Consider the following 22,304-nt stretch of genomic DNA (forward strand, 5'->3'; position numbering starts at 1 on the left):
TTTTTATTTTTTTGCAATGATACTGATCCAATCTTCCATTGCCAAGGTTTCAACAATGTCAAAGCCAGCCTGGATTAACGCATCTCTTACTTCTTGTTTCTTGTGGTTAATGATGCCCGAAGTAATAAATATTCCATCTTTCTTTAACAGCTTATAGGCATCGTCTGTAAAACGCAAAATAACTTCAGCCAAAATATTTGCGATGATAACATCATTTTCTTCTGGCATATTATCAAGAAGGTTGTTTTGCTTCACTGTGATTTGCCCGCTTACTTTATTAAGCTTTACATTCAGCCGGGCACTTTCTACTGCTACAGGGTCAAGGTCTGTCGCAAGAATAGATTCTGCCCCAAGCTGAGCCGCCGCAATACTTAATATGCCGCTGCCTGTTCCTACGTCAATAACGTGATCCCCTTTATGGAGGTACCTTTCAAGCGCCTGGATACAAAGAACGGTCGTAGGGTGCGTTCCGGTTCCGAAAGCCATTCCCGGATCCAGCTCAATAATGAGCTCATCGGTATTTACCGGCGTATATTCCTCCCAGGTTGGCACAATCGTAACTTTTTCTGATATTTTTACGGGATGATAATATTTCTTCCAAGAAGTTGCCCATTCTTCTTCGTGCATTTCACTAATTGTAATTTTATTAGTTCCGATATCAATATTGTAAAGAAGCAAGTTGTTAATCGATTCTTTAATGCCATCAACAGTTTCTCCAAGAAAGCTGTTGATTTGCAAATACGCTTTAACAACCACCCCTTCATCAGGATAATCATCAGGGTTGAGTTGGTAGATTTCCCCATATTTATTTTCCCGATCTTTTATGAGGTCAAGCTGATCCTCAATCACAACTCCGCTCGCTCCCGCTTCGTGCAAAATATTCGATATCGGCTCAACGGCTTCATGTGTTGTGTGGATACTAATTTCAGACCATTTCAAATCTACCAACTCCTCTTAATTACTCTCCCTTAAACGCTCGTTTTACTTTATCAAAAAAGCTCATTTCGTGTTCATCGGGACGATTGCCTGATACTTCTGCAAATTCTCTGATAATGTCTTTTTGGTTTTCTGTTAAATTGGTTGGAGTGACAACACGGACAACGATGTGCTGATCTCCCTGTCCGTATCCGCGAACATTGGCAACACCTTTTCCTTTTAAACGGAATTTCGTGCCTGTTTGTGTTCCAGCCGGTACCTTGAGCTTTACTTTTCCGTGCAGCGTCGGTACTTCTATTTCATCTCCAAGAGCGGCTTGGGCAAAGGTCAATGGCATCTCGCAATAGATATCGTCACCATCTCGTTCAAAAAATTCATGGCTTCTTACATGGAAGACGACGAATAGGTCTCCTGGAGGACCTCCATTTACACCTGGTTCACCCTGTCCGGACACTCGCATTTGCTGGCCGTCATCGACACCGGCAGGGATATTCACCTTAATGGTTTTGCGTTTGTTTACTTTGCCACTTCCGCCGCAAGTCGAACATTTATGCTTGATCTGTTTCCCAGTTCCACTGCAGTAATGACAAACTCGACGGTTGACAATTTTTCCAAATGGGGTATTTTGCTCCACATTTAATTGACCCGCGCCGCCGCAATGACTGCAGGTTTCTGGTTTAGTACCCGGTTTTGCCCCAGAGCCTTTACACGTATCGCACGTTTCTTCACGTGGAATTTCAATTGATGTATCTTTTCCGAAAACAGCTTCTTCAAAGGAAAGAGTCATCGTATACTGCAAATCAGCACCTTGGCGAGGCGCATTTGGATCACGTCTTCTTCCGCCGCCGCCAAAAATGCTTGAAAAGATATCGTCAAACCCGCCAAATCCGCCAAAATCGCCGCCGCCGAAGCCTCCAGCGCCTTGATTTGGATCGGTATGGCCAAATTGGTCGTACTGGGCGCGTTTCTGTTCATCAGACAAATTCTCGTAGGCTTCCTTCGCCTCTTTAAACTTCTCGTCAGCCCCCGGCTCTTTATTAATATCTGGATGGTATTTTTTTGAAAGCTTACGGTAAGCCTTTTTGATTTCATCTTTTGAGGCGTTTTTACCGACGCCCAACACTTCGTAGTAATCACGCTTACTCATTGCTTCACACTCCCGATTTTCTCACATAAATAAGATTGTATCATTTCTTTTCAGATTTTATCAATTCTTTTCTAGCTTCAAGCGAAAAAAGTCAAAGCCAAGAGATGCCTGACTTTGACTTTTTTTCATTTTGTTCTTTTTTCAATCAGAAGCTTTATTTTTTCTCCTGATCATCATTTACTTCTTCATATTCAGCATCGACGACATTGTCATCGTCTTTTTTGCCGCCTGCTTCACCTTGTTCAGCTTGTGCTTTTTGTGCTGCTTCTTCGTAAAGCTTCATGCTAAGCTCTTGAACAATTGTTTGCAGCGCGTCTTTTTTCTCTTTAATTTCTTCTAGTTCGCCTTTTTCAATCGCTGCTTTTAACGCGTCTTTTGCTTCATTGGCTTTTGTTACTTCTGATTCGTCAACCTTGCCTTCAAGGTCTTTTAACGTTTTTTCAGTCGTGAACACTAGCTGGTCCGCTTCGTTGCGAAGCTCAATTTCTTCTTTTTTCTTCGCATCAGAATCCGCATTTTCTTCTGCTTCTTTTACCATCCGATCGATCTCATCATCAGATAGGCCTGAAGAAGATTTGATTGTAATGTTTTGTTCTTTACCAGTACCCATATCCTTCGCTCTTACGTTTACGATACCGTTTTTATCGATGTCAAATGACACTTCGATTTGCGGAACGCCGCGCGGAGCCGGAGGAATATCGGACAATTGGAAACGGCCGAGTGTTTTATTGTCTGCAGACATAGGGCGTTCCCCTTGCAAGACATGGATATCAACGGCAGTTTGATTATCTGCTGCTGTTGAGAACACCTGCGACTTGCTGGTTGGAATCGTCGTGTTACGTTCGATCAGCTTGGTGAATACGCCACCCATTGTCTCAATTCCAAGTGACAACGGAGTGACATCAAGAAGAACAACGTCTTTTACGTCACCAGTGATAACTCCGCCTTGAATCGCTGCTCCAAGAGCAACCACTTCATCAGGGTTAACTCCTTTATGAGGATCTTTTCCAGTTTCTTTTTTGATTGCTTCCTGTACTGCTGGGATACGGGTAGATCCACCGACTAGGATAACCTTGTCGATTTCGCTGCTTGACAGATCTGCATCTTGAAGCGCTTGGCGTACAGGACCCATAGTGCGCTCTACAAGACCGGCAGAAAGCTCTTCAAATTTTGCTTTTGTTAAGGTTAATTCCAAATGAAGCGGGCCTGCTTCACCGGCAGTGATAAACGGTAAAGAAATTTGTGTTGATGATACACCGGACAAATCTTTTTTCGCTTTTTCAGCTGCATCTTTTAAACGCTGAAGGGCCATTTTGTCTTTGGAAAGGTCGATGCCGTTATCTTTTTTGAATTCAGCTACTAAGTGGTCAATGATGACTTGGTCAAAATCATCTCCGCCCAGTCTGTTATCACCAGCAGTGGAACGTACTTCAAATACGCCGTCTCCAAGCTCAAGTACGGAAACGTCAAAAGTACCGCCGCCAAGGTCGTAAACAAGGATCGTTTGGTCTTCATCTGTTTTGTCCAAGCCGTATGCCAAAGCAGCTGCAGTCGGCTCATTGATGATACGTTCTACTTCAAGGCCGGCAATTTTACCAGCATCTTTTGTCGCTTGGCGCTCTGCATCATTAAAGTAAGCAGGAACTGTGATTACTGCTTTTTCAACCGTTTCGCCAAGATAGCTTTCTGCATACGATTTAAGGTGTTGAAGGATAATAGCAGACACTTCTTGAGGAGTGTAGTTTTTCCCTTCCACTTCTACCTTGTAATCTGTACCCATGTGTCTTTTAATTGAAATAATTGTGTTGGGATTTGTAATCGCTTGGCGCTTTGCCACCTCTCCCACTTGGCGTTCTCCATTTTTAAACGCCACGACAGAAGGAGTTGTGCGGTTGCCTTCTGCGTTTGCAATTACTTTTGGTTCTCCGCCTTCTAAAACGGCAACACAAGAGTTAGTTGTACCTAAGTCAATACCTATTACTTTACTCACTTTTATAACCTCCTGCTATGTAGTTATTGGTTTACTTTTACCATAGATGGACGAATGACACGGTCCTTAAGCTTGTAGCCTTTTTGCAATTCTTCGACCACAACGTTCGAATCATAACTTTCATCTTCTACCTGCATGACAGCTTGGTGAAGGGTTGGGTCAAATTCCTCTCCAACTGCAGGAATAATTTCAACACCTTCTTTTGTCAAAGCCTCAACGAGCTGGCGCTGCACCATTTGCATGCCTTGCAATAAACTCTCTGTCTGATCGTTTTCGGGGTTTATTTGCAGCGCTCTTTCAAAGCTGTCTAACGCTGGAAGGATTTCTGTTACGATATTTTGAGAACGGTATTTTTGGATTGTTTCCTGTTCCGTCCGAGTACGGCGTTTATAATTTTCAAAATCCGCCTGAACACGCAGGATTTTGTTTTCTTTTTCGTCTAGAAGCTCTTGTAATTTTGCTACTTCATTTTGAAGAACTTGAGTATCGTTTGCAGACTCTTCCTGAACATCTGCCTCTTCATTAGCAGAGTCAGCAGCTTCATTGGAAAATCCCCCAGCTTCCTGTTGTTCTTCCTCTGTTTCAACGTGCTCTGCTGTATTCTTTTTCTCTGTCAACTGTGTTCACCTCCCTCAAAGGCTTCGGTACGGATATATTTTATTCAAATCCCTTTGCCTTTGTCACTTTACTCATCATACAGACTCGTCAGTGCATTTGACAAGTCTGAACTAACCTGATTCAACAAACTCACAACCCTTGAATAATCCATACGGATCGGGCCGATAATTGCGATCGAGCCAATTTGTTTAGAACCGACTGAATAGTTGGCGGTTAGCAGGCTGCAAAACTCCATCGCTTCGTTATCATTTTCCTTACCGATTTTTATCGATATTCCATGGTGATTATTTTCGAACAAGCGTATAACATCCTGCTTTTCTTCAATCATGGACAACAGCGACCTCACACGGTCAATATCGTGGAATTCCGGCTGATTCAGCATATTGATCTTGCCGCCATAATAAAGCTGTCCGTCATCAATAGATGAATGGAAAGCTGCGGATAAACCGCTGAACACATGGTCATAGTTTTCAATATGGGATTTTAAAAAGATTACAATCTCTTTAAAAATCCGATCCTTCAGCTCAGACATTGGCACACCCGAGAGGCGCTCATTCAGAATATTGATTAGCTTTTCGAGATCTGACAAATTAACTTTCCCCGGGAAATTAATCAGCTTGTGTTCTACATGTCCAGTATTCGTAACAAGAATCGCTACCGCTTTATCAGGTTGAATAGGAACAATTTGAATTTGCTTCAAGTGATTCTCGCTGATTCTCGGCCCCAACACAATTGATGTATAGTTAGTCAAATCTGATAAAACTTGGGCTGACTTTTGAACAATTCTTTCAAGCTCAACTATTTTCGCTTTAAAAACAGACTGAATTAAGGTTAAATCTGTTTTTGTCAGCATTCGCGGGGATAATAAATGATCCACATAATATCGATACCCTCTTTCAGAAGGAACCCTTCCGGAGGAAGTATGAGTTTTTTCAATGAAACCGAGCTCTTCAAGATCAGCCATTTCATTCCGGATCGTCGCCGAGCTGAATTGGATTTCACCTTTTTTGGACAACGTTCTTGATCCGACCGGCTGCGCATTCTGGATGAAATCATTGATTATTACTTGCAGAATTAAAAGCTGACGATCTGTTAACACCATCATCACCCCTGTTAGCACTCTGTATGAATGAGTGCTAATTCTATAACAAAATTATCAAACCCATTTTAAAATGTCAATTCATTCACTTCAGAAACGACTGAAAAACTTCATTTCCCAACAGCTTTCCTTTATGAGTAAGGGAAATGTTCGTGGTACCATTAAGAAGCAGGCCTTGTTTTTCAAGCTTCTGAACAGTTTCGGCAAAAAATGCTTCCACAGGCTGGCCGAACTTCTCTTGAAATACATGCTTATTAACGCCCGCCGTTTTTCTCAGGCCTAAAAACATTTCTTCCTCAATCTTCTCTTTAAAAGAAACATCGCTCTCTTCCGTATAAGGAAATCCCTTTTCATCAACAAGAGCCATGTATTTTTTCAATGGGCCTGCATTGACGGTTCGTTTCCCATTGACGTATCCGTGGGCGCCTGCGCCAAATCCATAGTAATGCTCATTGTTCCAGTATGTGAGATTGTGCCGGCTTTCAAAACCGGGTTTCGAAAAATTGCTGATTTCGTATTGCTTCACACCGTGATGATCCATGTTCTCCATAACTAATTCGTACATTTCCGCTTCTGTTTCTTGTGCAGGAAGATGGAGTCTTCCTTTTTGCATCAAATTATAGAAAATCGTTTTTGGTTCGACAATCAGCGAATACACCGAATAGTGCTCCGCGTCAAGAGAAAGGGCGGTTTGAAGAGACCTTTCTAGATGCAGGGTAGTCTGTCCGGGCAAGCCGAACATCAAATCAAGACTGATATTTTGAAACCCTGCCTTTCTAGCTTGTTCAACCGCAATAAAAACATCCTTCGTTTCATGGACTCTGCCAATTTTTTTGAGAAGCTCGTCTTCAAACGTCTGAACTCCAAGGCTTAGACGGTTTACTCCTGCTTCTTTTAAAAAGGAAAGTTTTTCTGCATTAAGGTCATCAGGATTCGCTTCAACTGAAAACTCAATGATTTGGCCGGAGGGCTCTAATACTTTATGGATTGAATTCATCAGGTGCTCCAGCTGGCGGACCGAAAGAGAAGTTGGTGTTCCGCCCCCGATAAATATTGTATCTACTCTGCTTTTTCCTTCTCGTTCGATTGTGTTTTTCATTTCTGCTTCTAACGACACTAAATAATCGTCAACAGGCTGGTTTTGAATAAAAAATTTATTAAAGTCGCAGTAATGGCATATGTGTTCGCAAAACGGAATGTGAATGTAAGCAGACTTCATCGTTAGCACCTTCTTTATATAGAAAACCGCAGTATAACCACTGCGGCTGTTTTGACATCTTTATTTGTTTTGGCTGTCATCCATTTTTAAGACGGCCATAAATGCTTCTTGGGGCACCTCTACAGATCCTACTGTTTTCATCCGCTTTTTGCCTTCTTTTTGTTTTTCAAGAAGCTTTCTTTTTCTTGAAATATCGCCGCCGTAGCATTTCGCCAATACGTTTTTACGCATCGCTTTAATGGTAGACCTTGCCACAATTTTCTGGCCGATTGCCGCTTGAACAGGCACTTCAAATTGCTGGCGTGGAATAAGCTCTTTCAGCTTTTCAACGATGATTTTTCCTCGTTCGTATGCATAGTCACGATGAACAATGAAGGAGAGGGCATCGATTTTTTCACCGTTCAGCATGATATCCATTTTCACAAGTTGCGACGGCCTATAGCCAATCATTTCATAATCAAACGACGCGTATCCTTTTGTATTCGATTTTAATTGGTCAAAGAATTCATATACAATTTCGGCAAGCGGGATTTCATAAACGATATTTACCCGGTTGGCATCCATATATTGCATGTCGATAAAGTTTCCTCTTTTGCCCTGGCATAATTCCATAACCGCCCCGACAAAATCGTTTGGAACCATCATTGTCGCTTTGACAAACGGCTCTTCTATTCGGTCAATCTTTTGCGGATCAGGCATGTTTGACGGATTGTCAACGATAAGGCTTTCCCCATCCGACATAAATACTTCATAAATAACACTTGGTGCCGTCGTAATTAAGTCAATTTTAAATTCTCTTTCAATTCTTTCCTGGATGATTTCCATATGAAGCATGCCAAGAAAGCCGCAGCGGAACCCAAAGCCCAACGCTTGTGAAGTTTCCGGTTCATATTGAAGGGCGGAATCATTCAGTTCCAGCTTTTCCAGAGCCTCTCTTAAGTCATTGTACTTCGCTGTGTCAATGGGATAAAGTCCGCAATATACCATCGGATTCATTTTTCTGTATCCTGGAAGGGCTTCGCTTGCCTGATTCTTGGCGTGCGTAATCGTATCACCCACCCGGGAATCGCCGACATTTTTGATCGCAGCAGTTAAAAAGCCGACATCTCCAACCGTAAGCTCTTCGGTCGGCGTTGCTTTCGGGGTGAAAACCCCTACCTCTATGACCTCGAATTCTTTGCCCGTTGCCATCATCTTTATCTTCTGCCCGGGCTTAACCGTTCCATTAATGACTCTGATATAAGCGATAACTCCCCGATATGCGTCATAAAGCGAGTCGAAAATTAACGCCTGAAGCGGCGCATCCGGATCACCGGACGGAGCAGGCACTTTTTCGACAATTTGTTCCAGAATTTCTTCGATTCCAATCCCTGCTTTTGCAGAAGCAAGTACAGCTTCTGAAGCATCAAGGCCGATTACATCCTCAATTTCTTGACGGACGCGATCCGGTTCAGCACTCGGCAAGTCAATTTTGTTAATTATCGGAAGAATCTCTAAATCGTTATCCAGAGCCAAATAAACGTTTGCCAATGTCTGCGCCTCTATGCCCTGCGCTGCATCAACGACTAAAATCGCCCCTTCACAGGCAGCTAAGCTTCTTGAAACCTCGTAAGAAAAGTCGACGTGTCCGGGAGTATCGATTAAATGAAAAATATATTCTTCCCCGTCTTTCGCCGCATATTTTAACTGAACCGAATTCAGCTTAATCGTAATTCCGCGTTCTCTTTCCAAATCCATTGAATCCAAAAGCTGCTCTTTCATTTCCCTTTGCGTGATCGCAGCTGTTTTTTCTAATATTCGATCCGCCAGTGTTGATTTTCCATGATCAATATGGGCGATGATCGAAAAATTACGGATTCTTGATTGCCTTTTTAAGCGATTTTCTTTATCCGTCACTTCTATCACTCCTACTGTAAAACGCCGTTAGCGCTAGGTTTGATTATATCAATACACTTGTAAAGATTCAATTAGAAATCCATTTGTACCGGTTTGTGAAATGTTATATTATCTGTAGGAGAGGTGAAAAAATGATGTTATCCGCAAAAAGAATTACACTTCGTCCAGTAATAGAGGATGATTGGGAAATGCGTTATAGATGGCTATCTGATCCTGATATAAACAAATGCCCCCCTTCTGGCACTGGTATTCCGCTAACCCCTGCCACTGTTAGAGAAAGGACCCTGATCTATGCAAAAAGCGATCCATCCAGAGTGGATTTTACTGTTCTTCAAGAGGATGGAACAGCAATTGGCAATGCTCATCTATTCAACGTTAACCCATGGTCACGGAAAGCAGAGTTTGGCGTTTGGCTTGGGGAAAAATCAGTTTGGGGGCAGGGATATGGAACGGAAGTAACCCGGGTACTTGCTGAGTTTGCTTTTATGAGGCTAAATCTTCACAAAGTATATCTATCAGTTGATGCCGACAATTTTGGTGGGATTCGCTGTTATGAAAAGGCTGGTTTTAAGAAAGATGGGGTTCTGCGTGATGATGTTTTTAAGAACGGACAATATGTAGATCGAATCATAATGAGCCTTCTCAAAAAAGAATTTGCCTTTTAAAGGTCCTTCTTTAAGAAGGCTGACAACCTACTCGCCTTCTATTCTTTTAGCCGCCCAATCGTAAAGTGATTGGGCAGAATTTGTAATTCCATCAGCTAAAGCTTTTCCCGTTCTTGAAAAAATGTTAAAGGCTTCAACCTCTTCAAGCTCTTTTTGTTTTTCTTCTAAATCGGTTGTACTTACTTCATGACCGAGGACAGAAGCCTCTCTCTCTTCCCCTTCTCCGCCTTGAAGCGCAAAGGCATTTTTCAGATCCGGATCTTCATAGCCCTTCATGTGCTTCATCCCGTCATTTGCTTGCTGCATTCCGAGCAATACACCGAACAACAAGATGACGACTAAGAAGAAAAATCTCATTGTGAAAGCCGCCATTTCGGTCAACTCCTTTACTGTTTTACTTTCTCATTTGCTTTTGTATTTACCTTATCGGCATCCCAATACATCTCGCTAAAAACGTCTGCAATAGCGTCAGCAGAGTTTCTCAGCTGCTCTAAATTGTTGTCAACACCGCCGAATTCAATCAACAAGGCATTTTGCGATAAATCTTGATTGTAGACGCCATTATTGCGGCTGCCTCCCTGTTTAAATACGCCTCTGCTTACACCTTTGTACTTCTTTTCAAGAAGTTTATGGAGTTCAGTTGCCACTTGATGGTTTTTGGAAAATGATGAATTATTTGTTCCTACGATAAAAGCAACTTTTGCATATTTTTTTCCGTTAATTTCTTTTAACGTACCATTCAGCCTTTTCACGTCGCGGTGAATATCGATCGTGTATGCAAACTCCTTATTTGCTGCCAAAGCCTCTCGAACCGCAGAACGTGACTCTTCATATGAACGTGTGTAATTCCAGCCTTTTTTGTTCAGGCTCGCCTGGAAATCTTTTTTTTCAACTTCGCTGCCGAGCCCTTCGGCTTTTAACGATTTTCCAAGCATGTCACTGACCAAGGTGACATTTGCTTTTGAATGAAAAGCCCGATTTGGATCCGTTTCTCCTTTTAATAGAGGCAGATATGATTCTGTATTATGTGTGTTGTAAATATAAACGACTTTTCTATCACCCGTCGTTTGTTTTGGCGTCTCTTTCGGAGATTCTTCCTTTTTCTCCGGATTGATTTGTTCCAATTCTGCTAAATTAGCTTCTTTTTCTTTTTCAAGCACATCGGCAGGAGGAGCAGATTCATAGGGCATATTTGTGTAGTCGGTTCCTTCCCCCGCAACAAGGATTTCCGTATCAAATTGAGAGAATCCGGGAAGCTCGCGGCCGAGGAAGCTTCTCGGATCCTCTAAATTAATGCTTGTCGCAAGCTTAAGCATAATGGAGGACAAATGAAAGTTAATCTCTTGATCCTTTGCACCAGCTGCAAAATACTTATTTTCAGAAGCTAATAACAGCAAAAAAGAGGATCCGGGAATCTCTGCCGCCACTCCATTGATTGAAGAAGAGGATAGCCTAAGCTCCGGCCTTAAGGAAGTAAGCGCACCTGTAATAATAAAAATCAGCAAAAGCCCTGAAATGAATGCAAAGCCCGATTTAATAAATGTTCCCGCATGAACTGCTACGACCAAATGTCGATTCTTTTTTCTTCTCTTCATCGGTTCTCCCCTTTCACTGCTTGTCTATTAAATACTCTATGAACAAGCTAGAAAGAGTAGAACCGTGAAAGTTAGTGGTTGTAGGAGCCTTTATTATCCTGGGAAACAAGCTGATGAAGAGAGGTATTTAAGCCGTTCGCAATGACATTTGCCATATCGCCAATAAAGGAATCCACTTCTTTCGGGGTCACCATTAAATTATGTCCCAAAGGCGCCAGCACTTCATATATTAGCTGTCTTTTCTCTTCTTCTTCTAACGTTCCAACGATGCCGAGAAATGATTGTCGCTGCTCTTTTTCCGGAAGATCCTCCTCCGTCAGCTTTTTCTTCTTGCCAAAGCTCATTCCCGCCGGAACCAGTGACTTGGAGGGGCTGTTATCATTCATCTCTTGGCCGAAGTGCTTTAAAATATAGTCAATCGTATCGCTCGTAATCGTCACGGCATCAATTACAGTAGGAACACCAATCGCGATCACTGGGATACCTAATGTATCTTTACTTAGCTCTTTCCGTTTGTTACCAACACCTGATCCAGGATGAATGCCGGTATCTGAAATTTGAATCGTCGTATTAACTCTTTCAATCGCCCTCGCAGCTAAAGCATCAACTGCTATGACAAAATCCGGCTTTGATTCGCTGATTACTCCCTGAATGATATCGCTCGTTTCAATCCCCGTGAGTCCCATAACCCCTGGGGTAAGGCTGCTGACCGGACGATAGCCCTCTTGGACTTGTTCCGGCTGGAGTTTAAACAGATGCCGGGTGACCAAAAGGTTTTTTACCACGGTAGGACCTAGTGCATCCGGAGTTACGTTCCAATTGCCAAGCCCCACGACTAAACAGCTCGCATTCTGATCGATGGATAAATTCTCTAAAAACGATGAAAAGGCCTTGGCAAAAACCTCGACAACCGTTTCCTCCATCTCGGAATCCTGCTCCTTGATTCCCTCTACCTGCAGGGTCAGATAGTTTCCTTTCTTTTTGCCGGATAGCTTTTCACCCTCTTCAGTAATTTCAACAGTAGTTATTTTTACACCGTTTTCTTCGTGTTCCTTGACGACAAATCCACTAGCATCTTTCGTATTAGGTTGATTTTCAGTCATCATCTCTTTTACTTCAACTGCTAAATCTGTACGGACGGTGTATTTGCTTAGATCAAGCTTCTTTTGCTCCATATGTTTTTAACCTCCACCATGTATGAATATGGATAGTTTCTCCACACCAGCAAAAAATCATTCGTTTTGTGAGAATATCCTTGCCTAATATGATTGCAATCTTATGGGGCGTCTGATAGAATACAATTTGTTCTATGTTAGAGATGACCTCATTTCCTAGAGGTTGATCTTGGGAGGTGAATCAAATGCCAAATATTAAATCAGCGATTAAACGCACTAAAACAAACAACGAACGACGTGCTCATAATGCGACGATTAAATCTGCTATGCGTACTGCAATGAAGCAAGTAGAAGCTCACATCAACAACAATGATGCTGAGAAAGCAGCTGCAGCTCTTTCTGAAGCTTCTAAAAAAATTGATAAAGCAGTTAAAACAGGCCTTGTACAGAAAAACGCTGCTGCAAGATATAAATCAAGTCTAGCGAAAAAAGTAAACGGTCTTTCTGCATAAGAAAATGATCCTCGAACATGAGGATCATTTTTTTTCGGTTTAACTCTTTAAAACATTTAGGAGAAACAGCTCCAAAATCAACTGTTTATCTCTCTTCCCCGACTTCATTTCATAGTCCATTTCCGCCAAGGTCTTACTAATCTCCGTTAGCTCATGCTCAGAAAACAGCCGAGCTTGATCAAGAGCAAGCTTTACGCGAAACGGGTGAATTTTTATATTGGAGGCAATGTGTTTTTGACCGTAGCCTTGTTTTTGAAAGTATTTTACGTGATGGATCAGCCTGAATTGATTCATAATTAAAGCCAGCATTTTGATCGGTTCTTCTTTTTGTTTTATTAAATCATAGAAAATTTGCAAGGCTTCTGTTCTTTTTTTACTTACGATTTTGTTAATAAGCTCAAAGATATTTTGCTCAAGGTTTCTGGCCACAAGCGTATTCACATCATCCACCGTGATGTCTTCCTGATTGATTTTGTAGGTGCACAGCTTCTTTACTTCCTGGGCAATTGCAGATAAATTCCCTGATGTAAGCATGAGGAGCTCCTGAGCCGCCTCAGGCTGCATAGTTTTGTTCTCAGCAGCAACGAGATTCAATGTGAACTCTGTTAAATCGGAGCCGCTTAGCTCCTTTGCTTCAACCATGCTTGCTTCCTTTTTCAGGAGTTTCGTCACTTTTTTTCTTTCATCCAGCTTTTCATAAGGGGCGTACAAAATAAATACGGTATACGGCGCCGGAGTTTTTATGTAGGTTTCTAAACGATCAAGCGGGTGATCGATCTTATCTTTTTTCTTTTCCGTTGATAAAAAGGAAGGATTTTTTGCGATAACGAGCCGCTTATCTCCCATAAACGGAAATGTCTCAGCGTCTTCTATGGCATATTCAATCGATTCTTCTTCCAAATCAAAGACAGAGAAATTGAAATCCTTCGTCCCTTCTTCAACGACAGCTTTTTTCAATAAGGAAACCGTTTCTTGTATGAGGTATAGTTCTTTTCCATATATACAATAAACGGGCTCTATCTTTCCTTTTTTAATATCTTTCCAAACTTGTAATACCATCCATATTCAACCTTTCTGCTGCCTGCTGTTCGCATATCTCTATCCTAAACCGGAGCAGAGGAATTAGTAAAGAGAGAAGCAACAAATTGCCTCTCTCATCTATAGTAAACGTCTTTGCAAGGGTCCGGAACTCCTTGCAAAAACGGAATACCATACAAACGGTATATGAAAATGAAAACGTTTCCGATAATGATGGATTTTTCCTTTATTCTCCTCTATACTGAAGTCACGGGGAGGGGTCAAAATGAATGAGTTTGAAAAAAATGTGCAGAGCAAGCGGAATGATGCTGTTGATTCAGCAGTCGGATTTATCGTATCTTTCGGTTTCTTTTCCGTTCTGTTTATTATCGGTACAGTAATTCATTTAATCGGCTCGTAAGACTTCTTCGATTCTCTTTACTGTCAGCCCGCTAAGCTGACGGTTTTTTATTAACGGTCAGTTAGATCCCCGTCGAGGCGGGGGACGGGCTGCCTATAAAAGCGGCGAACTGTTTGAAGGTTCACCTTATTTTGATTTCGGTACTGTATCATATGGAGGGTGGAGCTGAATGGTTCCTTTCTTGTTATCATATACATACTGAATCGAGCCATGCTTATCTGTACGATAAGTATGCACTTGAAAGTCAGATAATATATTCAGCACTTCTTGATGCGGATGCTGGTAACGATTATTTTCCCCTACTGAAATAAAGGCTGCTTTCGGATGGAGTTGTTTAATAAACTCGCTCCCGCTTGAGCCTTTGCTGCCGTGATGTCCCACTTTAAGGATGTCCGCCATTAAAGAAGGATATTTCTTCAATAAACTGAGCTCTCCTTCCTTTTCAAGATCTCCAGTAAGCAGCCAGCTGATATCATTTGCCCGAAACCATAATACGAGCGAGCTGTTATTTTTACTCTCTTTATCAATTTCTTCAGGAGCCAGCACTCGAAAAGTTAAATCATTGATTTCTAAAACATCCCCGCTTTGAACAACCTCTACAGGAATTCCATTTTCCATAGCCTGCGTAATCAGAGATTCATCACTCCTTTCCCGTATAAAACCTATAGGTACAATCAATTTTTTTACTTTCTTTTGAGTGATTAAAACATCCGCTTCGCCAATATGGTCTTGGTCCGCATGTGTTAATACGAGAGCATCAAGCTGCCGAATGCCTTTTGCTGTCAGGAATGGGATAAGGATATTCTTCCCGATGGAAAACTGTGATTTTCTCTTTCGCCATTCTTCCTTTGGAAAGGATACGATTCCTCCCGTGTCTACCAATACATTGCCCTTTGACCGAGGAGCAGAAATAAACATGCTGTCTCCCTGGCCAATATCAAGCATCACAACCTCTCCTTTTGCTAAGAAAGAAGGAGTCAATAGATGAAGGACTACAGCAGCAACTAAAAGGAGCGAAGAAACAAATGAAGCTTTACCCGGACCAGACGTTTCCAGCTTATATAATAAAAGAACAGCGCTCATCACATAGAAAAGAAGCTGAAAAAGACCCGGTTTTACTGTGATGATTTGCACAGGATCAATAGCAGCCATGGTAACCGCGATTTGATGGCTCCACTGCATCAGGAAGTCAAGAAATCGAAAAAAGAAAGCGCCGAGTGAAGGAAAAGCTAGCATAAGGATAAAATTGATTAACGCAAACGGAAGAATAAGCAACGTATAAAAAGGAACAAAGAGAATATTCATTACCAAGCCTAAAAGAGAAACTGATTGAAAGTGGTAAAGAAGGATCGGCAATGAACCTAGCTGTGCAATCAAGGAGACCATGATAAGCTGGCCTATTCGAGAGGCGATTTGCTGAATAATCGATTTTGACATGAGAAGAAAAAAGGTAACAGCAAATGAAAGCTGAAATCCGACTTGAAATAATTGATAGGGATCAATCAGGAGAAGCCCTAAAAATACGAGACATAAAGCATCTGCCGTTTTCAGGCGGACATTGATCAACGAAAACAACAGGAATGCCATTGTCATAAATGCCGCTCTTAACACTGACGGAGATGCACCAGTTATGATCGAATACAGAGGCAGGACAGCTATGAGAAGAAGCTTTGCTGATTCTCTTGTCATTCCAAGACGAAGCAAGACATGATAGAGGGCGGCAGTTAAGATTCCAACATGGAGGCCGGAAATTGCAAGGATATGGATAATTCCGAGCTGCTGATAAGCATCAATGACTTCGGGATCTATATTTTGCTGATCGCCAAATATCAACGCCTGTACAATGCCGGCTGAAGTTTCCGGTACATGCTCTTTAATAAAATCCAATCCAGCTTTTCTGATTTTCTTAAGCGGGAAATTCCCGGTCATCCTGCAATCCTCAATAGAATTTACACGATAGATCCAATGAATCTTTTTATCATGCAAATATTGCTTATAATTAAATGTTCCTGGAACAGTTGCATTTTTCGGTGGTTTCAATTCGCCATTCATCACGCATACATTCCCTGGCTCAAGTTGTGAAAGCTTTGATATTTCGGATGGCTCATTCAAATAATAAACAGCAGAAAAGATTTCTCCTTCCCTCGTCTTAACGTTTGCGGAAAAACGATCTCCGTCTAGTTTTGGAATATCAATAAGTGAAGCCTCCGTACGCAGAGATCCTTCTTCGAAGCGGGTAATATTTATATGGTCTATTAATTTGAAATTGAAGAAAAAGAGAAAAATAAAAAACAGGCATAGAAAAAACAGCTCGATTCGTCTTTGGTAGAGACAATAGATAAAGAGGCAGATAATGACTGGAAGAAAGAAGAGGTTAGAAGAAGATGCAATGGCAATTCCAGCTGCAGATGAAATTGCCAGCAGAAAAAAACGCAGACTCATGAAGAAACATTCGAAGCAAAAAGCCGGTTCGCTTCCTCAAACAGTTTCTTTCTTTCTTCCTCCTCAATACCAGTTGAAGACAGCTTATCAATCAAGCCTTCAACAAAAACTTGTTTTTCTCTGTTTTTTCCGTCTATCATTCTATGATCTACATCTACTTGCTCGACTTTTACATTTGCCTGTTGAAATAATTCCACTGCATATTGATGATTTTTATAATTTTTTGCGTAATACAAACGTCGAATACCTGCTTGAATAATCGATTTACAGCATGGCAAACACGGAAAATGCGTAACGTACATTTCCGCCCCTTCTGTCGGAACGCCGAATTTCGCACATTGCAGGATTGCATTCATTTCCGCATGAATCGTTCGTACACAATGAGAGTCAATGACGTAACATCCCTCATCTATACAGTGCACTCCCCCTGCGATCGAGCCGTTATAGCCCCCGGCAATAATACGCTTGTCCCTGACAATTGTTGCACCAACCTCAAGTCTTGTACATGTGCTTCTCAGTGCGAGCAGATGGCTTTGGGCCATAAAATATTGATCCCAAGAAATTCGTTCTTCCAACCTGGTTCCTCCTTACTCTATTAACCTGTGTTTTAGTTTACATTCCTTGCTCTTTAGAAGTCAATTTACTTTACGGTAATTGAAGGCTTCAATTTTTCAAAAGACTTTTCACCGATTCCGCTGACGTTCATCATGTCTTCAATTGTTTTGAATCCGCCGTTTTCTTCCCGATAAGCAATAATGGTCTCTGCCCTGGACGGCCCTATGCCTGGGAGGGTCTGTAGCTCTTCGGAAGTGGCCGTGTTAATATTCACAGTTTTTGCAGAACCATTTTGCTCCGTGCTTTCAACATTGCTTTGCCCTTCAGGAGCTGCTCCTGAAGCCGCCCCTTCTTCTCCTTTCTTTGGCACATAAATGACCATCCCATCCTGTAATAGCAGGGCAAGATTTAACTGATTTTGATCTGCTCCATCCAATACCCCTCCAGCTTTTTGAATAACATGATGTACCCTGTCACCTGACTGCATATCATAAACACCGGGTTTTTTTACTGCTCCTTTGACATCAATGACTATAGACTGAGGTTGTTCGGGTGGTGTTTCCTCCTGAGGTTTCTCAATAGCTTCTGCAGACACTTCTTTTGGAAGCACTTCATGGTCTTCTTTCTTATTGAGTTCAGCAAAAATATATAGACCAGCACAGATGCAAAACGCTGCTCCTGCAGCTGCCCATTTGTATTTCTTTATCCATTCCACATTCAAGCACCCACTTTCATTCATATTTGACGGTTATTGCACATATCGTTTAGAAGATAAATGGCCTAAGGGGGGATAAGGTTTGAATATCGGCTTTATTGGCACAGGGAATATGGGGACGATATTAATTGAAGCTCTTATCGAATCAAAAGCTGTCAATCCCTCATTTCTTTCGATTACCAACCGCACCTTGGAAAAAGCGAAAACGTTAAAAAACAAATATCCGGAAATTCAATTGGCTGAAACACCAGAGGATGTCATTTTACAAAGCGAACTAATTTTTTTGTGTGTGAAACCTTTAGATATTTACCCTTTTCTCAGCAAGCACAGCCGCTTATTTACTGAAAAACAGTGTTTAATTACCATTACAAGTCCCATTCGAGTTGATCAAATTGAACAGATTGTGCCATGCCAAACCGCTCGAATTATCCCGAGCATAACGAATAGAGCATTCGCAGGAATCTCTCTTATTACGTACGGAAGCAGCTGTACGGACAAGACGAAAACGAACATCTTACAGCTTTTAAAAGGAATATCTCTTCCTGTTCAAATTGAAGAAAGAATTACAAGAGTCGCCTCAGATATTGTAAGCTGCGGCCCGGCTTTTTTCAGCTATTTAGTCCAACGATTCATCGACGCAGCAGTTGCAGAGACAAATATCTCTCATGCTGAAGCGACAGTTCTTTCTAAAGAAATGCTGGTAGGCCTAGGCAAGCTACTTGAAAAAGAGCATTATACACTTCCGTCGCTGCAAGAAAAGGTTTGTGTAAAAGGCGGAGTGACTGGAGAAGGAATTAAAGCATTGGATGAAGGGATTGGGGATATGTTTCACCGCCTGTTCCGATCCACTCATACGAAATTCGAAGAAGACCTTTCTTTAATCAAAAAGCAATTCCCCGCTTCTTCATAATTCTTTCATATCGTTTCAAGAGACGCAAAGAGCGGAAAAGGCATTTTTAAAACCATCGTACCTTTAAACGATGGTTTTTTACTCTTTCTTGGCGACGAAAAAAAGCCGCTCAGACGTATCAGTTGGACTTTTATCTGTAAAGTCAGCGGTCAAACTTTGCAGAGTAAAGCCCGATTTCTCAAGGTATTGAATATATCTGTTGATCGGAAGTGTCTTCTGAAGATGGGTTTCATCGTATCGGACGTATGTATTGTCCCCTTGGTTCACAAAAAAAGTCATATCGTGGAAAACGGAATTTTCAGCATCTCCCATAAAACTTTTCCAAATGACTGAGATCTCATCATCATCATCAGCGTAAGTATGTCCGGGAAACAACTCATTCATTTTATAGTTCGAATGAACGTCAAAGAGCAGCAGACCGGAAGAAGATAGCGTGTGGTAAACTTCCTGGAAGGTCCTTAGCACATCTTCTTCTTCAGTTAAGTAATTTAACGAATCACAGCAAATAACGACTGCGTCAAAACGATTTTCATGCCCGGCTATATCACGCATATCCTGGTTATAAAAATCAATGGATAATTTCTCTGCCAGTGCTTTTTGAATTGCTACAGAGAGCATTTCCTCACTAATATCAATCCCTGTTACTTCGAAGCCATTCTTTGCAAGCCGAAGCGTGAGTTCACCTGTCCCGCAAGCAAGATCCAAAACGCTTCCTTTTTCCTTTCCTGCGGCCTTTATTGACTCGTCAATCCACTTCAGCCATTCATCATACGGTGCATGGGACATCAATTCGTCGTAAACACTCGCAAAGTCCCGGTAAATCATAGAGGCAAATCTTCTTGCGGAGCATCTCCCCACAGCTTTTCCAGGTTGTAGTACCCTCTTTCTTCTTTATGGAATACATGTGCCACCACATCGCCTAGATCAATCAGGATCCACCTTGCTTCATCAAACCCTTCCATTCGTTTGACATGAATCCCGTGCTCCTCTGCCTGATCTTTTACCTCCCTGGCAATGGCTTGAACCTGTTTATCAGAATTGCCGTGGCAAATCAAAAAGTAATCAGCTACCAATGAAATCCCCTGCATATTCAGTGCGATTATTTCTTCGGCGCGCTTGTCATCACAAGCTTCTGCTGCTACTTTTAAAATTGAAGCTTCGTTCATCTAATCTTTCCTCCTAGTTTGAATCAAAAAATTGTAGGTTTCCATCGTCTCAGGATATACGGGCTGATTTTTTTTCAATAAAAAGATAACGGTGTTTTTAACAGCTTGAATGAGTGCCAAATCAAGGCTGTCTTTTGCGAGATCCCGTACCTCGTCCACCCCGGGAAACCTGCGTCCGGGCTCAATATAATCTGCTACATAAACGACCTTCTCAAGGAGAGTCATATCGGCTCTTCCTGACGTATGAAACTTAATTGCTGATAACACATCACGATCTGATATTCCGACTTCTTTTTCGACTAAAAAGGCCCCAACCGGAGCGTGCCAAAGCTCTGGCGAATACTCCAACAGCATCGGTGGCATCTTTTCCCTCAATATGATCTCTTTCATTTCCTCTAATGGACGGAATTTTGCGTAGTCGTGAAAGATTGCTGCGAGCTCTGCTTTTTCCACATCCGCTCCATAGGTTTCAGCAAGACTTATAGAGGTTTCCATCACTCCGATCGTATGAGTATATCGATGCTCTGTCAGCTGAGTTTTTACGCATTCAAGTGCTTGTTCTCGATTCATATAAACCATTCTCCTCTATATAACGCCTAACCTTCTCCGAAATCAAGTAATTAATCGGTTCATTTTTGTCTACACGATCACGAATCATCGTGGAAGAGACTTCAAATTCGGGAACGTCAACAAATCGTACAGGATAAGGAGTGTCCATGTGAAAACCGATTCGTTTTACCCCTGTGAACTGGACAATTTCCAACAGCTCATCAATCTTATGCCACTTAGGCAAATACTCTACCATATCAGCGCCAATAATAAAATAAAATTGATAATCAGGATATTTTTCTTTCAGCAAAACCATTGTATCATACGTATAAGATGGGCCCGGCCGCTCCATTTCGATCAGCTGGAGCTTAAAAGACGGGTTTGACTCGATGGCAAGCTTGAGCATTTCAATCCTGTGCCCGCTGTCAGAAAACTTCTCTTCCTGTTTATGGGGCGGAATTTGATTTGGCAAAAACCAGACTTCATCCAGACATAACCGATGCAATACTTCATTGGCCATTAGCAAATGACCATTATGAGGAGGATCAAACGTCCCGCCAAAAATTCCTATTTTCTTCATCATACCCACCTCAGGCCTCAATTATGGAAGCGTAATTTGCTTGTTCTCTTTAGACTCTTTATACAAAACGATGGTCTTGCCGATCGTTTGGGCGATGTCTGCCCCTGTTCCTTCAGCAATCATTTCAGCGACAGTTGATGTGTCTTCTTCACAATTTTGCAATACACTGATTTTTAACAGCTCTCTCGCTTCCAGCGCATCATTTAATTGTTTGATCATATTTTCATTCACGCCTGCTTTGCCCACTTGAAAAATTGGCGACAAGTGATGGGCCTTTGCACGCAAGAAACGTTTTTGCTTACCTGTTAACATGTTCTCCTCCTAATTTTCCGACAATAATTTCTGCCATTTTTTCAGTATTTGGTTTCATGCCTGTCCAAATGTGAAAAGAAAGGGCAGCCTGCTCAACAAGCATTCCGACTCCATTTAATGTTTGCAATCCTTTGGCTTCTGCTTCTTTTAGCAATGCCGTTTTTAACGGATTGTAAATAATATCACATACGAGACTATTATCTTTGGCCATCTTAAGCGATATAGGCTTTTCAGCTGTGTCTGGATGCATTCCGATTGTAGTCGTTTGAATAATAACATCATATTCAGAAAGATTGCTTTCGGCTTCTTGTATGGTCAAAGCTTCGCCTCTTTGACCTGCCCCAAAATGCTCAATCAAATATACAGCTTTTTCAAGTGTCCGATTGCAAATATCAATCTTTTCGGGAGCGAACTTTGAAAGTGTATAATAAATCGCTCTTGCCGCTCCACCCGCGCCTATGACAAGAATTGAATTTTTCTCAAGCGGCTTGGAAAGAGACGGTTTTATAGACTGTAAGAAACCATTTCCATCTGTGTTATACCCGATTAATTTTCCATTCTCATGCAAAACGGTATTCACTGCTCCAAGCTGCTTGGCACTCTCATCCACATCATCAAGATACTCCATGATAGATACTTTATGAGGGACGGTTACATTAAACCCTTTAATGCCAAGCGACTTGATACCTTTTATTGCATCCGCCAAGTCAGAGTTTTCTACATGAAACGCTTGATAATAGTAATTCAAATTCAAATCTTGAAATGCCGAATTATGAATATCCGGTGACATGGAATGAGAAACTGGATTCCCGATTAGTCCGTATAGATGCTTCATTTCCTCTTAC

At 41.7% G+C, this 22,304-nt stretch carries 24 protein-coding genes; 4 read left to right on the forward strand and 20 right to left on the reverse strand.

Translation table 11 applies throughout. From position 1 onward, the window contains the following. Nucleotides 1–3: 3 nt before the first annotated feature. The 7 genes from prmA to lepA all read right to left on the reverse strand — a co-directional run bounded on the left by prmA (nucleotide 4) and on the right by lepA (nucleotide 8,905). On the reverse strand, nucleotides 4–939 hold the full coding sequence (prmA, locus tag JOC74_RS05965; protein ID WP_053603438.1) for a 50S ribosomal protein L11 methyltransferase: 936 nt from the start codon (nucleotides 937–939) through the stop codon (nucleotides 4–6). Nucleotides 940–958: 19 nt separating this feature from the next. Further along, nucleotides 959–2,083, reverse strand: a complete 1,125-nt coding sequence (dnaJ, locus tag JOC74_RS05970; RefSeq protein ID WP_053603439.1) for a molecular chaperone DnaJ — start codon at nucleotides 2,081–2,083, stop codon at nucleotides 959–961. 154 nt (nucleotides 2,084–2,237) lie between these two features. Beyond that, complete coding sequence (gene dnaK, locus JOC74_RS05975) at nucleotides 2,238–4,073, reverse strand: molecular chaperone DnaK (RefSeq protein WP_053603440.1); 1,836 nt, start codon at nucleotides 4,071–4,073, stop codon at nucleotides 2,238–2,240. 23 nt (nucleotides 4,074–4,096) lie between these two features. Then, a complete protein-coding gene (gene grpE, locus JOC74_RS05980) occupies nucleotides 4,097–4,690 on the reverse strand; it encodes a nucleotide exchange factor GrpE (protein WP_053603441.1) in 594 nt (197 codons plus the stop codon). Between the two features lie 68 nt (nucleotides 4,691–4,758). Further along, the gene (gene hrcA, locus JOC74_RS05985; protein WP_053603442.1) at nucleotides 4,759–5,790 is read right to left on the reverse strand and encodes a heat-inducible transcriptional repressor HrcA; all 1,032 of its coding nucleotides are present in this window, start codon (nucleotides 5,788–5,790) and stop codon (nucleotides 4,759–4,761) included. Between the two features lie 85 nt (nucleotides 5,791–5,875). Then, entirely contained in the window at nucleotides 5,876–7,009 is a 1,134-nt protein-coding gene (gene hemW / locus JOC74_RS05990; RefSeq protein ID WP_053603443.1) for a radical SAM family heme chaperone HemW, read from the reverse strand. A 60-nt stretch (nucleotides 7,010–7,069) separates the two neighbouring features. Further along, nucleotides 7,070–8,905 (reverse strand): translation elongation factor 4, encoded by a 1,836-nt coding sequence (gene lepA / locus JOC74_RS05995; RefSeq protein ID WP_053603444.1) that lies wholly within the window; start codon nucleotides 8,903–8,905, stop codon nucleotides 7,070–7,072. A gap of 131 nt (nucleotides 8,906–9,036) precedes the next feature. On the opposite strand from lepA, the gene JOC74_RS06000 reads away from it, so the two are divergent. Then, nucleotides 9,037–9,570 carry a GNAT family N-acetyltransferase gene (locus tag JOC74_RS06000; protein ID WP_225970345.1) on the forward strand — a complete coding sequence of 178 codons (534 nt, stop codon included), beginning with the start codon at nucleotides 9,037–9,039 and terminating at the stop codon, nucleotides 9,568–9,570. A 27-nt stretch (nucleotides 9,571–9,597) separates the two neighbouring features. Here JOC74_RS06000 and JOC74_RS06005 read toward each other — a convergent pair whose 3' ends face one another. The 3 genes from JOC74_RS06005 to gpr form a co-directional block, all read right to left on the reverse strand. After that, nucleotides 9,598–9,942: a YqxA family protein gene (locus JOC74_RS06005; RefSeq protein ID WP_053603445.1), complete on the reverse strand. Its 345-nt coding sequence runs from the start codon at nucleotides 9,940–9,942 to the stop codon at nucleotides 9,598–9,600. 14 nt (nucleotides 9,943–9,956) lie between these two features. Next, nucleotides 9,957–11,165 (reverse strand): stage II sporulation protein P, encoded by a 1,209-nt coding sequence (gene spoIIP / locus JOC74_RS06010; RefSeq protein ID WP_053603446.1) that lies wholly within the window; start codon nucleotides 11,163–11,165, stop codon nucleotides 9,957–9,959. A 71-nt stretch (nucleotides 11,166–11,236) separates the two neighbouring features. Continuing rightward, nucleotides 11,237–12,340, reverse strand: a complete 1,104-nt coding sequence (gene gpr, locus JOC74_RS06015; RefSeq protein WP_053603447.1) for a GPR endopeptidase — start codon at nucleotides 12,338–12,340, stop codon at nucleotides 11,237–11,239. A 185-nt stretch (nucleotides 12,341–12,525) separates the two neighbouring features. On the opposite strand from gpr, the gene rpsT reads away from it, so the two are divergent. Next, a complete protein-coding gene (rpsT, locus tag JOC74_RS06020) occupies nucleotides 12,526–12,792 on the forward strand; it encodes a 30S ribosomal protein S20 (protein WP_053603448.1) in 267 nt (88 codons plus the stop codon). Between the two features lie 39 nt (nucleotides 12,793–12,831). Here the strand turns inward: rpsT and holA are convergent, their stop codons facing one another. After that, a complete protein-coding gene (gene holA / locus JOC74_RS06025) occupies nucleotides 12,832–13,851 on the reverse strand; it encodes a DNA polymerase III subunit delta (RefSeq protein WP_211086075.1) in 1,020 nt (339 codons plus the stop codon). Between the two features lie 244 nt (nucleotides 13,852–14,095). Here holA and JOC74_RS06030 point away from each other — a divergent pair, with 244 nt between their 5' ends. After that, complete coding sequence (locus JOC74_RS06030; RefSeq protein ID WP_082363884.1) at nucleotides 14,096–14,230, forward strand: YqzM family protein; 135 nt, start codon at nucleotides 14,096–14,098, stop codon at nucleotides 14,228–14,230. Nucleotides 14,231–14,356: 126 nt separating this feature from the next. Here the strand turns inward: JOC74_RS06030 and JOC74_RS06035 are convergent, their stop codons facing one another. From JOC74_RS06035 to JOC74_RS06045, 3 genes are all read right to left on the reverse strand, one after another. Beyond that, nucleotides 14,357–16,672 carry a DNA internalization-related competence protein ComEC/Rec2 gene (locus JOC74_RS06035; protein WP_053603450.1) on the reverse strand — a complete coding sequence of 772 codons (2,316 nt, stop codon included), beginning with the start codon at nucleotides 16,670–16,672 and terminating at the stop codon, nucleotides 14,357–14,359. After that, nucleotides 16,669–17,247: a ComE operon protein 2 gene (locus tag JOC74_RS06040; RefSeq protein ID WP_098945217.1), complete on the reverse strand. Its 579-nt coding sequence runs from the start codon at nucleotides 17,245–17,247 to the stop codon at nucleotides 16,669–16,671. Before JOC74_RS06040 ends, JOC74_RS06035 begins: the two co-directional genes overlap by 4 nt. A gap of 65 nt (nucleotides 17,248–17,312) precedes the next feature. After that, a complete protein-coding gene (locus JOC74_RS06045; protein WP_053603451.1) occupies nucleotides 17,313–17,942 on the reverse strand; it encodes a helix-hairpin-helix domain-containing protein in 630 nt (209 codons plus the stop codon). An 82-nt stretch (nucleotides 17,943–18,024) separates the two neighbouring features. Here JOC74_RS06045 and comER point away from each other — a divergent pair, with 82 nt between their 5' ends. Continuing rightward, a complete protein-coding gene (gene comER / locus JOC74_RS06050; protein WP_053603452.1) occupies nucleotides 18,025–18,852 on the forward strand; it encodes a late competence protein ComER in 828 nt (275 codons plus the stop codon). A 78-nt stretch (nucleotides 18,853–18,930) separates the two neighbouring features. On the opposite strand, the gene JOC74_RS06055 is transcribed toward comER, so the two are convergent. The 6 genes from JOC74_RS06055 to aroE are packed head-to-tail and all read right to left on the reverse strand — an operon-like array spanning nucleotide 18,931 to nucleotide 22,294. Continuing rightward, the gene (locus JOC74_RS06055; RefSeq protein WP_053603453.1) at nucleotides 18,931–19,677 is read right to left on the reverse strand and encodes a class I SAM-dependent DNA methyltransferase; all 747 of its coding nucleotides are present in this window, start codon (nucleotides 19,675–19,677) and stop codon (nucleotides 18,931–18,933) included. Continuing rightward, nucleotides 19,674–20,018, reverse strand: coding sequence for a ribosome silencing factor (gene rsfS / locus JOC74_RS06060; protein WP_053603454.1), 345 nt, complete (start codon nucleotides 20,016–20,018; stop codon nucleotides 19,674–19,676). Before rsfS ends, JOC74_RS06055 begins: the two co-directional genes overlap by 4 nt. Next, complete coding sequence (yqeK, locus tag JOC74_RS06065) at nucleotides 20,019–20,588, reverse strand: bis(5'-nucleosyl)-tetraphosphatase (symmetrical) YqeK (protein WP_053603455.1); 570 nt, start codon at nucleotides 20,586–20,588, stop codon at nucleotides 20,019–20,021. Next, complete coding sequence (locus JOC74_RS06070) at nucleotides 20,566–21,147, reverse strand: nicotinate-nucleotide adenylyltransferase (RefSeq protein ID WP_053603456.1); 582 nt, start codon at nucleotides 21,145–21,147, stop codon at nucleotides 20,566–20,568. Before JOC74_RS06070 ends, yqeK begins: the two co-directional genes overlap by 23 nt. 21 nt (nucleotides 21,148–21,168) lie before the next feature. Next, nucleotides 21,169–21,459, reverse strand: a complete 291-nt coding sequence (yhbY, locus tag JOC74_RS06075; RefSeq protein ID WP_053603457.1) for a ribosome assembly RNA-binding protein YhbY — start codon at nucleotides 21,457–21,459, stop codon at nucleotides 21,169–21,171. After that, nucleotides 21,446–22,294: a shikimate dehydrogenase gene (gene aroE, locus JOC74_RS06080; protein WP_053603458.1), complete on the reverse strand. Its 849-nt coding sequence runs from the start codon at nucleotides 22,292–22,294 to the stop codon at nucleotides 21,446–21,448. The genes yhbY and aroE overlap by 14 nt, the downstream gene beginning before the upstream one ends. Nucleotides 22,295–22,304: the final 10 nt, after the last annotated feature.

It is taken from the genome of Bacillus capparidis, assembly GCF_017832095.1.
Classification (GTDB): Bacteria; Bacillota; Bacilli; order Bacillales; family Bacillaceae; genus Bacillus; species Bacillus gobiensis.